We start from the raw sequence: 12,929 nt of genomic DNA, 5'->3' as shown, positions 1-12,929 counted from the left end.
ATTTTGCCGCTTTCCCCCGCGCGCAGGCACGCCTAACAGGAATCGCCTATGTGGCTTCTCTATCAATTTCCGCTCTGCCCTTTCTCTCGCAAGGTCCGCCTGCTGCTGGGGGAGAAGGGCGTTGGCTATGATCTGGTGCGCGAATCGCCCTGGGCGATGCGCGACGAATTTCTCGATCTGAACCCAGCCGGCACCACGCCGGTGATGGAGGACGAGGAGAAGGGCATCACCCTGATCGACAGCCAGGCGATTTGCGAATATTTCGAGGAGACGGTGGAAAAATTCCCGCTGATCTCCGGCACGGCGGCTGGCCGGGCGGAAGTGCGGCGGTTGACCGCCTTTTTCGACCAGAATTTCTATGGCGACGTGGTCGGCCCGCTATTGCACGAGCGGATGAAGAAACGCCTGATCGAGCGCGCCCCACCCGACGCGCGCATCCTGCGCGAGGCGATGAAGCGGGCGAATGTTCATATGGATTATATGGACTATCTGCTGGACCATCGCAGCTGGATGGCGGGCGGCACGCTTAGTCTGGCGGATATTGCCGCGGCGGCGCATCTGTCGGTGGCGGATTATCTGGGCGGCATCGACTGGCAGGGGCATGAGCCGGTGCGGCGCTGGTATGCGGGTTTCAAATCCCGTCCGTCCTTCCGACCGCTCCTGTCGGAACGAATGGAGGTCATCACCCCGCCGCCCCATTATGAGAAGCCCGATTTTTAAGGGAAGCTGCGCGCTTCCCTTTCTCAATCGATTTCCGCAGCCAGATAGACACGGTTCCGACCATGTTCCTTGGCCAGATAGAGGGCGCGGTCGGCGGCTTTCAATGCGGTGCGCGGGTCGTCATAGGCCAGCACATTGGCCACGCCTGCGGAAAAACTGACCCGTTCCATCCGCTCGCCATTGGTGCGGTTAACGAGGCTGCGGGTGGCCAGATCCTCGCGCACGGCGTCGACGGCTTCACATGCTTCGGCAGCGGTCTTGCCCCGGAACAGCATGACGAATTCCTCGCCGCCATGGCGGGCGACGTGGCAATGGTCGTTCGACGCCTTGGCCAACAGCCCGGCGACGAATTTCAGCACCCGGTCGCCGGTGTCATGGCCATGCGTGTCGTTGACATGCTTGAAATGATCGATGTCGCAAAAGGCGACCGAGAGCATTTCGCCATTGTCCTGCGCCAGCTTCACTTCCTCGCGCAGCACGCCTTCAAAGGCGCGGCGGTTGGGCAGCCCCGTCAGATGATCATGTTCGGCAGCGCGACGGGCGTTTTCGAGGCTGGATTTGAGCGCCTGCGTCTGCTTCTGATTGTCCCGCAACTGGGTTTCGACCAGCCGGGTCTTTTCGACCATCGACCGGGTCAGGCCCACAAGGCGTGCCAGCACTGGTTCGGCATCATTGCCCTCGGCCAGCCCCTTGGCCTGTTCCTGCAACGCGGCACCATAATCCTTCGCCGAATTGCGCGATTCGTGCATCAGGCCGGTGAACTGGGTCAGATTTTCCTCGACCTTGTCCAGCATCGTGGCAAGCGAATCGGGGGTGACCTCATCGGTGCGTTGATCGGCAGCGACCGATTCGATCCAGCCATTGGTGATCTTGCCGCGCTCCATCAGCACCGCCTTGATCGCCTTTTCCACGCCGATGTTCGCGCCGGTCAGATAATCGAGCGCGACGCTGAAATTGATGGGCGTCAGATCCAGATCATGAGCGAACAGAAAGTCGCCAATCTCTTCGTAAAGGCGGCGACGACGGGTTACCTCGCGGTTGGATGCGGAACCGGAACGAGGACGCTGTTCTTCCGCGCTACCCTCGTCATCGGGCTTGCCCGACAGGCCTTTCGCCCATCGTGCCAAGCGGTCGGTCAGCCCATGCTGCGGGCTAGCGGAAGGTGAAATGGCCCCAGTCATGATGGCTATAACGGCAGTCGCGAAATAAGGTTAAGGGCGGTTACAGAGAAAATCCCTGTTGGCATTTTGAAGGTCGGCGCGGCGCGAATGGGCGAAGCCCATTCTCAAATATCGGCCGCGACCAGCCAGTCGCGGAAGATGCGCACGGCGCGGGTCTGGAGCGCGCGCGGGCGGCAGACGAAATAATAGCGATAGGGGCTTTCGACGCGGATCGGGAAGAGGCGGGCCAGCCGGTTATCGGCCGCTTCCTTGAAATGGCTGGCGTGCATGAAGGCGACGCCCAGCCCTTGGGCTGCGGCTTCCAGCATCAACTGGCCCGAATCATAATTGTCGATCGCCAGCGGTTGCAGGTCGGGCAGGCCGACCGCTTCCTTCCATGCGTCGAACGCCAGCGCCATGTCGCGGTGGAGCAGCACGGTATGCTGGGCCAGTTCCCCCGGCGAAGTCAGCGCATTGGGCGATTCGAGCAGAGAGCGGGCACCGATGACATAGACTTCGTCATGGTCCAACTCATGGGCATAGAGCGCCGCGTCGATATCCTTGGCCAGCACGATCGCGGCATCCAGCCCTTCGCCAAGCCGCGCGACGGCATGGGGTGTGGTTTCGATGTCGATATGCAGTTGCGGGTGCAGCGCCCGCAGCGCGCCCAGATGGGGGAACAGCCGCTGGGTCGCGAACAGCGGCATCACCGCCAGCCGCAAGCGCAGTTGATTGCCGCCGCTCTGGATATTTTCCAGCGCCTGCGCGAGCGAATCGAGGGCAGGCGCGATATCGTCGAGCAGCCTTTGCCCCTCGGCATTGATTTCCAGTGCCTGATGTTTGCGGTCGAACAGGGGGCGACCGATGAAGCGTTCGAGCGCCTGAACACGGCGACTGAGCGCAGGGGTCGAAAGCGCGAGTTCCTCTGCCGCCGCCTTGACCGAGCCAAGGCGCGCAACCTGAACAAAGGCCTCCAGGGCCGTAAGTGGCGGCAATCTGCGCATCTATAATCACTAATCCGAAGCCGGTGCGCTGCGTCGCGTCATGTCTTTTTGTCGATCGCAGTGCCAGCCGGTCCCAAGCATCCTGACCGTACTGAGCAGTAAAATCTGCGAAATGGCAAGATGCATTTTCTGCAACTCCTCTTTTCTTTTCGCACTTGCAATAATTTCTGCCGCGTTGCACATAGGGGGTGCCTTTCAGGCATCCTCTCCTAAAACTTTTCGGGCTGGCCTTCGGGTCGGCCCTTTTTTTGTGCAGATCGTTTCGGACTTGCCCCCTTTTTCTGGCTCCGGCGTTTCCTATCTCGTTACGGAAGCGACAAGGATAGGACAGCATAATGGCGCAAGAGGACAGCACGGGACGCCGGATTCAGGTCGCCAATGCGCGGCCCGAAGATGCGGGGCGCGGGCTGGCGCGGCTGCCATTGGCGGTTATGGCGGAATTGAGCCTGACCGAAGGCGATGTCATCGAGATCGTCGGCAAGCGATCGACCGCCGCGCGGGTGGTGCGCCCCTACAAGGAGGATGAAGGGCTGGACGTGCTGCGCCTGGACGGGTTGCAGCGCGCCAATGCCGGGGTCGGCTCCGGCGACTTCGTGCATATCGACAGACTGGATTCGCGCGCTGCCCAGCGGGTGGTGTTCGCACCTGCACAAAATAATCTGCGGCTTCAGGGCCATCCCGAAGCGTTGAAGCGGGTCTTCTTTCAACGCCCGTTGACGGCCGGCGATGTGGTCGCGACATCGGGGCAGCAGCAGGTGCCACCCGGCGACATGCCGCCACAGTTGCGCCAGATGCTGGCCGCGCCAGCCTATGCCTTGCAGGAAATCCGGCTGGTGGTGGTGTCGACCGTGCCCAAGGGCATCGTCCATATCGACGCCGAGACCGAGGTCGAACTGCGCCCTGAATATGAGGAGCCAAAGGAGGCCCGTCGCGCCGACGTGACCTATGACGATGTCGGCGGCATGGCCGACACGATCGACCAATTGCGCGAGATGGTCGAGCTGCCGCTGCGCTATCCCGAACTGTTCCAGCGGCTAGGCGTCGATCCGCCGCGCGGCGTCTTGCTCCATGGCCCGCCGGGGACGGGCAAGACCCGGCTGGCGCGTGCGGTCGCCAATGAATCGGAAGCCGAATTCTTCCTGATCAACGGGCCGGAGATTGTCGGGTCTGCCTATGGCGAGTCCGAAAAGCAGTTGCGCGAGATATTCGAGGCGGCGGCCAAGGCTGCGCCATCGATCCTGTTTATCGACGAGATTGATTCGATCGCGCCCAAGCGGGGGCAGGTGACCGGCGAGACGGAAAAACGGCTGGTCGCGCAACTGCTGACGCTGATGGACGGGTTGGAGCCACGCACCAATCTGGTCGTTATTGCGGCCACCAACCGGCCCGAAGCGATTGACGAGGCGCTGCGGCGTCCCGGCCGCTTCGACCGGGAGATCGTGGTGGGCGTGCCCGACGAGCGCGGGCGGCGCGAGATATTGGGCATCCATACGCGGGGGATGCCGCTAGGCGATACGGTTGATCTGTCTGAACTGGCGCGCATGACCTATGGCTTTGTCGGCGCGGACCTCGCCGCGCTCACCCGCGAGGCGGCGATCGAGACGGTGCGTCGTTTCATGCCGCGGCTCAATCTGGAGGATGGCACGATCCCGCCCGACGTGCTGGAGGAATTGTCGGTTACGCGCGATGATTTCATGGCCGCGATCAAGCGGGTCCAGCCGTCGGCGATGCGCGAGGTGATGGTGCAGGCGCCCAATGTCAGTTGGTCGGATATCGGCGGGCTGGACGAGGCGCAGATGCGGCTGAAAGAAGGGGTCGAGCTGCCGCTCAAGGACCCCGACGCCTTTCGCCGCATCGGTATCCGGCCTGCCAAGGGTTTCCTGCTCTATGGCCCGCCCGGCACCGGCAAGACATTGCTGGCCAAGGCGGTCGCGCGAGAGGCGCAGGCCAATTTCATCGCCACCAAATCGAGCGATCTGCTGTCCAAATGGTATGGCGAGAGCGAGCAGCAGATTGCCCGACTGTTCGCCCGCGCGCGGCAGGTGGCGCCGACGGTCATCTTCATCGACGAACTGGACAGTCTGGTTCCCGCGCGCGGCAACGGTATGGGCGAACCGCAAGTGACCGAGCGGGTGGTGAACACCATATTGGCCGAGATGGACGGGCTGGAGGAGTTGCAGTCGGTGGTCGTCATTGGCGCGACCAACCGGCCGACTTTGATCGATCCTGCGCTGCTGCGGCCGGGACGGTTCGATGAGCTTATCTATGTGCCGGTGCCCGATCAGGCGGGGCGTCAGCGCATCCTGTCGATCCATACCGGCAAGATGCCGCTGGCCGATGATGTCGATCTGGCATCGCTGGCGCAGCGAACGGAGCGCTTCACCGGCGCGGATCTGGAGGATCTGGCGCGGCGGGCGGGCCTGTTCGCGCTGCGCCAGTCGCTGTCGGTCGACAAGGTGACGATGGCCCATTTTGAGGCGGCGCTGGAGGAAACCCGCGCGTCGGTGACGCCGGAAATGGAGCATGAATATGAAAAGATCCAGGCGACGCTGAAGCAGAAGGCGATGCAGGTCGATCCGATCGGCTTCGTCGCGCCGGGCATGTTGCGCGGGCGGGAGCGGGATCAGGGCTAGGGCGTATGCAGGCGGCAGGGAAACCATCTGCCGCCTGCGCGTTCCTTGTCTTGCGCACGCAAAGCGGCTTGCCAGTCGGGCCGATATTTGCGACGCCCGATTTCGACTATAGACAGACGGATAGTGATGGCCTCCATACCCTTGAAAAAGAAAAACATTCCGGGCGCCAATCCAGGCGCGGGCCGGTTCTTCCAGCAATGGGGCATGTTTTTTCGCCAGTTCGTCAAGCATCCCGGCATGATCGGGTCGGTCATGCCCTCGTCAGCCGCGCTCGTGAACCGGATGCTGGATCGGGTCGATTGGCACAATACGCATCTGTTCGTCGAATATGGACCGGGGGTGGGGACTTTTACCCAGGCGATACTTGACCGGCTGCATCCTGACGCGACCCTGCTGGCGATTGATCTGAACCTGGATTTCGTTGCCTATCTGGAGGCGCAGTTCGACGATCCCCGGCTCAAGGTGGTGCATGGATCGGCCGCCGATGTGCGCCGCTTCATTCGGGAAGCGGGTCATTCCCAGGCCGACTATATATTGTCCGGTATCCCCTTTTCGACGCTGTCCGATGGCGTGGGCGCAGCGATCTGCGCCGAAACACGCGCCGCGTTGCGGCCGGGCGGGGCGTTCCTGGTCTATCAATATTCGCGCTATGTCCGCCGCCTGATCGACCCGATATTCGGGCGGGTCAGCGACGAACTGGAATGGCGCAATATTCCGCCCTGCCGGATATTCTGCGCCGTGCGGGAAGAGGCGCTGGCGCAGGCAGCCTGATTTGGATTAATCCAGATCCAATTCGACAAGAATTATAGTTGCTATTCTCTCCGTCTATTTGACTTCACCGGCATATTGCGCAACGGATGCCCACGGAACTGTGGGGGTTTTGGGGATGGCGTCATACGCCACGGATGAGGATAAATGGGCAGACCTTTTTCTGTCCGCCGCGCTTGACCCGCAAAATTGGGACGGGGCGATCAGGGCGATGGCCAATGCGACCGGGTCGCGTCATGGCCAGTTGATCGGCTTTGGCCCAGGTGCCAGCGGCTTCAACTGGATCAGCGATATTGATGACAGCATCATCGCCAAGACCGCCGCGATCGACCAGTCCCAGCCCGACCTGAATTTCCGCGTAGCCGCCGATGGGCTGGCCGACAGTCCCGCCATCGTCCACGAAGCCCATTATGACGTTGCCCGCCAGTCGCTGCGGTCGGACGACTATCTCGACCTGTGTGCGGATTTCGACATTTTTGATGGCTGCCAGACCCGCCTGCTAGCGGGGCGCGAGGGGATGATCGGGCTGGCGCTCCTGCGCGACAGCAAGGACGGGCGCACGACGCAGGAACAGCGCGACCTGTTCGGCGAGATTGCGGGTCACGCCCGCACCGCCGTGCGGCTCCAGCGCGCGATCGAGCAACAGGGTTTTTCGTTATTGTCCGGCGCGTTCGAGGCGATGGACCGGGCCTGCTGGTTGCTCGACGCGACCGGTAGGGTCGGGGGGATGACCGCGCGCGCTGAAGCGCTGCTGGCGACCAGCCGCATCCGGGTGAACGAAGGCTGGCTGACAAGTGAGCGGGCTGATGAAAGCCGCGCCATCACGCGCGCGATTCGCACCGCGATCGACCCGCCCGGCCGCGCCGCTGATCCGGTCGCGCTGGGCGATGATAGCGGCGGCGTGGGGATCATGCTGGAATGTTACCCCTTGCCTAACCGCCCCTGGGCGCTGCCCTTTGCCCCGCGCGCCATCGTCATCGCGCGGGTCGGAGCGCCCACCGACCGTCATGTCCAGTTGCTTATGCGGACATTCAGACTGACACCGGCCGAAGCGGACATCGCCATCCGGCTCGCGGCCGGCCAGTCCCGCGCCGACATTGCGGCGGCACGATCCGTGTCGGCAGAGACGTTGAAGGTGCAACTGCGCAGCATCTACGACAAGACCGGGTGTCGCCGGGAATCGCAACTGGTGCGGATCGTCGGCCTGATCAGCCATTGATCTGATTGTGACCTCGTTCCGCGCGCTTGTCCTGTCCGAAGGGATGAGAACCTAAGTCCAATTTTCCCGTCCGTCCGCACGCGCCACTCTCCTGTTTCAGCCGGGGGGAAACCGGCGTTGCGAACGGGAGGATGATATGAAAAGGACGTTGCGCCTGATGAGCGCGGCGGGCGCGCTGCTGCTCGCCGCCACCGCTGCACCCGCCATGGCCGGCACCACCGCCGATCTGCTCAAGCGCCTGCACGAAAAGGGTATTCTGACCGACGAGGAATATCAGGACCTGGTCAAGGGCCAGAGCGCCGAGGCCGCGCAGGCACCACCGGTCACCCCCGATGCGTCGGGCGGCAAGCCGCTCGTCCGCATGGCCGACAGCGGCGTGGGGCTGCAAATGGGCGACGTCACGCTCAAATTCTCCGGCTCGGTCAATGGCTTCTACGTCCATGACAATGGGGAGGCACCCAGCGCCACCAACATGGTCGTGGGCGGCGTGGCGACGGTCGGCGGCAACAGTTCGGCGATCCGTAACGGGCTGCTGCCCGGTTTCCTGAAGGTGGAGGCGATGACCAACCAGGGCGGCTGGGATGTCGGCGCGCATTTCGGCATGTATCCGGGCATCAACTCGGTCAATTATGCAGCGGCGGGCGGGGCAAACAGTCCTGGCAATCCGCGCGCGCTCCAGACCGCCGGGATCGACTTTCGCCAGACCTATCTGACCTTTGGTCGGGCGGGCTTTGGCGAAGTGAAGATTGGCCGCGATATCGGCCTGTTCGGCTCCGAAGCGATCCTCAATGACATCACCTTGCTGTCATCGGGCACGCCTGCGGGCAATGTCGCTCCATCCAACACGACGCTGGGGCGGATCGGCACTGGCTATATCTACACCGATTTCCAGCCTCAAATCACCTATACCACGCCCAGTTTCAACGGTTTCACCGCCAGCGTCGGCATTTTCGAGCCGCTTTCCTCCCTGACGGGGCCAGCCGAATCCAACAAGCAGCCCGGCTTCCAGGCCAAATTCGTCTACGACGGCAAGCTGGGTGGCGTCGCGACGCGGCTGTGGCTGTCGGGGATCAGCCAGAAACATAATGTGATTGCCGGTCCCGACTATACGGGCTGGGGCTGGGACGCGGGCGCGAAGGTGACGTTCGGGCCGATCACGGTGGTTGGCACCTATTATGATGCGTCGGGGCTGGGCACCACCGCGCTCAACCTGTTCGACACCGATGGCCTGGGCAATCGGCGCGACAGCCATGGCTTCTATCTGCAGGGGCTGGCGACCTTCGGCAAAATCTCGGTCGGGGGCAGCTATGGCGAAAGCCATCTGGACTATGCCAATGCCGCCGACGCGCTGGCCAACCCTCTGCTGGTCGACAAGAATGGCAGCTGGGTCGGACAGCTGCGCTATGGCCTCAACAGCTGGGTGACGTTGCTGGGCGAATATGTCCATACGACGTCGAAAGCGCATAATGGCAACAAGGCCAGTTCGGATGCGCTGGCGGCTGGGGCGATCCTGTTCTTCTGACCGCCTGATCGACCCAAGGACCAATGTCACGGGGCGGGGGCCATATCCTACACGGGATATGGCCCCTTTCCGTTTGCAAAGACGATGGAAAATGAGGAGAGGGGCGTCGAGAGGATCGCCATGAAATCTATCGTCCTGCCCCTGTTGTTCTTGTCCATTCCCGCGGCCGCGCTGGCACAGGCGCCGGATGAAGCGGGCGATGCGCCGGCCATCATCGTCACCGGTGCAGGTCTGCCCCTGCCGCCCGGCACCCCGGCCTATGGATCGGTGGTGATCGATCGCGCCCGCGTGCAGGACAGCGCGTCGGGCCGGATCGAAAGCGTGCTGGGCGACGTGGCGGGATTTCAGCAGTTCCGCCGGTCCGACAGCCGATCCGCCAACCCGTCGGCGCAAGGCGCGACCCTGCGCGCGCTGGGCGGCAATGCGTCGAGCCGGACGCTGGTGCTGCTCGACGGCGTGCCGATGGCCGATCCCTTTTTCGGCTATATCCCGTTCAGTGCGCTGGTGCCTGACCGGCTGTCTGTCGTCCGGGTGACGCGCGGCGGCGGCGTCCGTGCATTCGGCGCGGGGGCGGTCGCGGGCACGATCGAACTGGCCAGCGCCACGCGCGACCAGTTGCCGACCTTTGGTGCGAGCGCCTTTTACGGCAGCCGCGATTCCACCGAATTGTCCGCCAGCCTGACCCCCGACCTTGGCAGCGGCTATGTGTCGCTGTCGGGCCGGTGGGATCGGGGCGACGGGTTCCAGACCACGCCCAAGAGCCAGCGCGTCGCAGCCACGGTGCCTGCCGCTTATGACGGCTGGTCGACAAACCTCCGCGCGGTTGCGCCCATCTCCGCCACCGCCGAACTGCAATTTCGCGCGACCTTGTTCCAGGATAACCGCACCCTGCGCTTTGAGGGTGCGGACAGTATGAGCCAGGGCCAGGACGCCAGCATCCGATATATTAATCGTGGTCCGTGGCAGGTCGATGCGCTGGCCTATGTCCAGGCGCGCAACTTTTCCAACATCGTCATGTCCTCCTCGACCTTCCGCAGGTCGCTCGACCAGCGCAACACGCCTTCCACCGGTCTGGGCGGCAAGATCGAGCTGCGCCCGCCGGTGGGCGGCAATCATCTGCTGCGTATCGGCGTCGATACCCGCTTTGCCACCGGCGACATGTTCGAGGATGCTTATAACGCCAATATCGTCAGCAACCCGGCGACCTTCCGCCGCCATGCCGGGGGGAATGAGCTGACCAGCGGCGTCTTTGTCGAGGATGACTGGACGATCGGTAAGCTGGTGTTGACCGGCGGCGTGCGGGCCGATCGCTGGTCGATCCGCAACGGCTTTTACCGGCAGGTGAGCGCCACCACCGGCGCGGCGACCGGCAGCGCCTTTGCCGACCGTTCGGATTGGGAAGTGTCGGGCCGGGTCGGCGCGCTATACCGGGCGAGCGGCGCCATTGCCGTGCGCGGCGCGGCCTATACCGGCTTTCGACTGCCGACGCTCAATGAACTCTATCGGCCCTTCGTGGTCTTTCCGATCACGACCCAGGCGAATGCTGCACTGACCCCGGAAAAGCTCAAAGGCGCAGAGGGTGGCATCGATCTGACCCCGGCACCCGGTGTCACCCTGTCCGCCACCGCCTTCTACAACCAGCTGGACGATGCCATCGCCAATGTAACCGATCCTTTGGTCGCGAACACGCGCAAGCGTCAAAATGTCGACCGCATCGTCGCCAAGGGAATCGAATTGACAGCGGCGGCAGCGCTGGGCGACGTCCGCCTCTCGGCCTCCTACGCCTACAGCCACAGCAGCGTTCACGCGCCCGGCGCAGCCTTTGACGGTCTGACCCCGGCGCAAAGCCCGCGCCATGCCGCCAGCGCGACCATTGCCTACAGCCCGGCGCAGGGACCGACCCTGTCCACCACGCTGCGCTATGTCGCCAAGCAATATGAGGATGACCTGCAAAGCGATGTCCTGCCCGACGCACTGACGGTTGATGCCATTGCGCGCCTGCCTGTGGGCCATGGCGTGACATTGGTGGCGCGGGGCGAAAATCTGTTCGACGCAACCGTTGTGACCCGCAATGCGGGCGGGTCGATGGACCTGGGCACGCCGCGCACGCTGTGGATCGGGATCAATGTAACACGCTGACGCCAGCCAGCCTGATCTTGCCTGCATCGGCAGACAGGCTATGGCTGGTGCATGACAAAACAGGGGAATTGGGCGATCGGGGCCGATGTCACGATCGGGGACGTGGCCGCGCGGGCGCATGTTTCCATTCGCACCGTGTCCCGCGTCATCAACGGATCGCCCAAGGTCAACGCCCAAACCCGCGCGACAATCCTGGACGCTATCGATGCGCTGGGTTTCCGGCCCAGCGCGCGGGCGCGCGGGCTGGCGACCGGGCGGTCCTACCTGATTGGCATGATCCATAATGACAGGAATGTGCTGGTGCTTGGCGACGTCCAGCGCGGCATGGCGCATGAGGCCACCGCGCAGGGCTATGAGGTCATCGTTCATGCGACGCCGACCGGCGATGACGGGTCGATCGAGGATGTGCTGGATTTCGTGCGGCGGTCCCGTGTCGATGGCGTCGTCATCCTGGCCCCGGTATCGGGCGTTCCGGGACTGGCCGATGCCCTTCAGGACGTCAGCATTCCGGCGGTAGCGCTTTCGTCCGCCAGCCTTGCGGGATTCGACGCCATGCTGGTGTCCGACGAACGCGGTGCAGCCGCGCGGGTGGCGGAGCATATCGTCGCGCTGGGCCACAGGCGCGTTGCGCTTCTGTCGGGGCCGCCGACCATGCTGTCGGCGCAGGAACGGCGCGCGGGCTTCCTGTCGGCGATGAACGCTGCTGGCGGGACGCTGGTAGGCGAAGAGGCTGGCGATTATGGCTTTGAATCGGGCGTGGCGGCCGCAGAGCGATTGCTATCGCTTGATCCGATGCCGACCGCGATCTTTGCAGCCAATGACATCATGGCAGCCGGGGTGATCAAGGTCGCCGTGGCGCGCGGCCTTATGGTGCCGCGCGATCTGACCGTCATCGGCTTTGACGGCAACCTGTTGGCCCGGATGATCGTCCCGGCGCTGACGACGGTGCAGCGGCCGATGGGGGAGATGGCACAGATGGCCACGCGCTGCCTGTTCGATATCATTGCCAACAGGCCGACCGAGAGGCTGTTGCAGGTCGACCTGCCGCTGCTGATTGGCGAATCGAGTGCGCCGCCGCCGGATTGACGGATTGCAAAGGCCCGCAGGAGCGGGTTGATTCACGGCTATGTCGGGGGGAGAAATGGTGCTGCCGGTGAGGATTGAACTCACGACCTCAGCCTTACCAAGGATGCGCTCTACCACTGAGCTACGGCAGCACTATTTCAAGTCCGCGGGCCAGTTCGGCCTGCGGAGCCGGGCCTATGGCTGCGCGCGCCGCCCTTGTCAAGGCGGGTTGCGGCCGATGTCACATTTTGCTTAAGGCATCGCCATGACTAGCGAACAGGATGATCGCAAAGAGCGGCTGGCGCAGGCGTTGCGCAATAATCTGCGCCGCCGCAAAGCGCAGGCGCGCGAAACCGCGCCGCCCGCGCCTGCGCCCGATAGCCCGAAAGACTAAAGCGGCGCGCAGGCGCTTTCCAGCCACGCCCGTGCGTCGCCATCCAACTGCGGCCCGACCACCGACAAGACCTGGGCATGATAGGCGTCCACCCACGCCCGTTCGTCGGCGCTGAGCAGGTCGAGCGCGATCAGATGACGGTCGATCGGGGCGAAGGTCAGCGTTTCAAAGCCCTGCATCGGCTTTTCCGCGCCCGGTACGGCGCGTTCCTCCACCAGCACCAGATTTTCGATGCGGATGCCATATTCGCCGGTCTTGTAATAGCCCGGCTCGTTGGACAGGATCATCCCCGCCTGCAACGGCTC

11 protein-coding genes and 1 tRNA gene are annotated in these 12,929 nt (G+C 63.6%); 8 read left to right on the top strand and 4 right to left on the bottom strand.

The genetic code is table 11. The features are described from left to right. The first annotated feature begins 48 nt into the window (after positions 1-48). A complete protein-coding gene (locus EBBID32_RS05635; protein ID WP_006952249.1) occupies positions 49-720 on the top strand; it encodes a glutathione S-transferase family protein in 672 nt (223 codons plus the stop codon). 23 nt (positions 721-743) lie between these two features. On the opposite strand, the gene EBBID32_RS05630 is transcribed toward EBBID32_RS05635, so the two are convergent. Both EBBID32_RS05630 and EBBID32_RS05625 read right to left on the bottom strand, forming a co-directional pair. Beyond that, a complete protein-coding gene (locus EBBID32_RS05630; protein ID WP_006952248.1) occupies positions 744-1,901 on the bottom strand; it encodes a GGDEF domain-containing protein in 1,158 nt (385 codons plus the stop codon). Between the two features lie 104 nt (positions 1,902-2,005). After that, positions 2,006-2,884, bottom strand: coding sequence for a LysR substrate-binding domain-containing protein (locus EBBID32_RS05625; protein WP_006952246.1), 879 nt, complete (start codon positions 2,882-2,884; stop codon positions 2,006-2,008). Between the two features lie 335 nt (positions 2,885-3,219). Between EBBID32_RS05625 and EBBID32_RS05620 the strand changes: the two genes are divergently transcribed. From EBBID32_RS05620 to EBBID32_RS05595, 6 genes are all read left to right on the top strand, one after another. Continuing rightward, positions 3,220-5,517, top strand: a complete 2,298-nt coding sequence (locus EBBID32_RS05620) for a CDC48 family AAA ATPase (RefSeq protein ID WP_006952244.1) — start codon at positions 3,220-3,222, stop codon at positions 5,515-5,517. A 126-nt stretch (positions 5,518-5,643) separates the two neighbouring features. After that, complete coding sequence (locus tag EBBID32_RS05615; protein WP_006952241.1) at positions 5,644-6,288, top strand: class I SAM-dependent methyltransferase; 645 nt, start codon at positions 5,644-5,646, stop codon at positions 6,286-6,288. Positions 6,289-6,403: 115 nt separating this feature from the next. Further along, complete coding sequence (locus EBBID32_RS05610; protein ID WP_037489054.1) at positions 6,404-7,504, top strand: helix-turn-helix transcriptional regulator; 1,101 nt, start codon at positions 6,404-6,406, stop codon at positions 7,502-7,504. 136 nt (positions 7,505-7,640) lie between these two features. Continuing rightward, positions 7,641-9,026, top strand: coding sequence for a porin (locus tag EBBID32_RS05605; protein ID WP_006952237.1), 1,386 nt, complete (start codon positions 7,641-7,643; stop codon positions 9,024-9,026). 120 nt (positions 9,027-9,146) lie between these two features. Continuing rightward, positions 9,147-11,165, top strand: coding sequence for a TonB-dependent receptor plug domain-containing protein (locus tag EBBID32_RS05600; RefSeq protein WP_006952236.1), 2,019 nt, complete (start codon positions 9,147-9,149; stop codon positions 11,163-11,165). A gap of 51 nt (positions 11,166-11,216) precedes the next feature. After that, the gene (locus tag EBBID32_RS05595) at positions 11,217-12,251 is read left to right on the top strand and encodes a LacI family DNA-binding transcriptional regulator (protein WP_006952235.1); all 1,035 of its coding nucleotides are present in this window, start codon (positions 11,217-11,219) and stop codon (positions 12,249-12,251) included. Between the two features lie 56 nt (positions 12,252-12,307). Here EBBID32_RS05595 and EBBID32_RS05590 read toward each other — a convergent pair. After that, a tRNA-Thr gene (locus tag EBBID32_RS05590) sits at positions 12,308-12,382 on the bottom strand. A 113-nt stretch (positions 12,383-12,495) separates the two neighbouring features. Here EBBID32_RS05590 and EBBID32_RS25090 point away from each other — a divergent pair. Further along, on the top strand, positions 12,496-12,624 hold the full coding sequence (locus tag EBBID32_RS25090; protein WP_006952234.1) for a hypothetical protein: 129 nt from the start codon (positions 12,496-12,498) through the stop codon (positions 12,622-12,624). Here the strand turns inward: EBBID32_RS25090 and EBBID32_RS05585 are convergent. Continuing rightward, on the bottom strand, positions 12,621-12,929 hold a 309-nt coding region (locus EBBID32_RS05585), incomplete at its 5' end, for a M24 family metallopeptidase C-terminal domain-containing protein (RefSeq protein ID WP_037489052.1). The two genes, EBBID32_RS25090 and EBBID32_RS05585, sit on opposite strands and share 4 nt — an antisense overlap.

The sequence above is a fragment of the Sphingobium indicum BiD32 genome (assembly GCF_000382885.1).
Lineage (GTDB): Bacteria > Pseudomonadota > Alphaproteobacteria > Sphingomonadales > Sphingomonadaceae > Sphingobium > Sphingobium japonicum_C.
Note: the sequence above shows the minus strand (reverse complement) of the source record. Positions and strands in the feature narration are given on the sequence as shown.

Excerpts from the sequence above, each read along its gene's own strand:
- EBBID32_RS05615 (WP_006952241.1), top strand. The coding sequence starts at position 5,644 with ATGGCCTCCATACCCTTGAAAAAGAAAAACATTCCGGGCGCCAATCCA.
- EBBID32_RS25090 (WP_006952234.1), top strand. The coding sequence starts at position 12,496 with ATGACTAGCGAACAGGATGATCGCAAAGAGCGGCTGGCGCAGGCGTTG.
- EBBID32_RS05610 (WP_037489054.1), top strand. The coding sequence starts at position 6,404 with ATGGCGTCATACGCCACGGATGAGGATAAATGGGCAGACCTTTTTCTG.
- EBBID32_RS05595 (WP_006952235.1), top strand. The coding sequence starts at position 11,217 with ATGACAAAACAGGGGAATTGGGCGATCGGGGCCGATGTCACGATCGGG.
- EBBID32_RS05620 (WP_006952244.1), top strand. The coding sequence starts at position 3,220 with ATGGCGCAAGAGGACAGCACGGGACGCCGGATTCAGGTCGCCAATGCG.
- EBBID32_RS05605 (WP_006952237.1), top strand. The coding sequence starts at position 7,641 with ATGAAAAGGACGTTGCGCCTGATGAGCGCGGCGGGCGCGCTGCTGCTC.
- EBBID32_RS05600 (WP_006952236.1), top strand. The coding sequence starts at position 9,147 with ATGAAATCTATCGTCCTGCCCCTGTTGTTCTTGTCCATTCCCGCGGCC.
- EBBID32_RS05630 (WP_006952248.1), bottom strand. The coding sequence starts at position 1,901 with ATGACTGGGGCCATTTCACCTTCCGCTAGCCCGCAGCATGGGCTGACC.
- EBBID32_RS05625 (WP_006952246.1), bottom strand. The coding sequence starts at position 2,884 with ATGCGCAGATTGCCGCCACTTACGGCCCTGGAGGCCTTTGTTCAGGTT.
- EBBID32_RS05635 (WP_006952249.1), top strand. The coding sequence starts at position 49 with ATGTGGCTTCTCTATCAATTTCCGCTCTGCCCTTTCTCTCGCAAGGTC.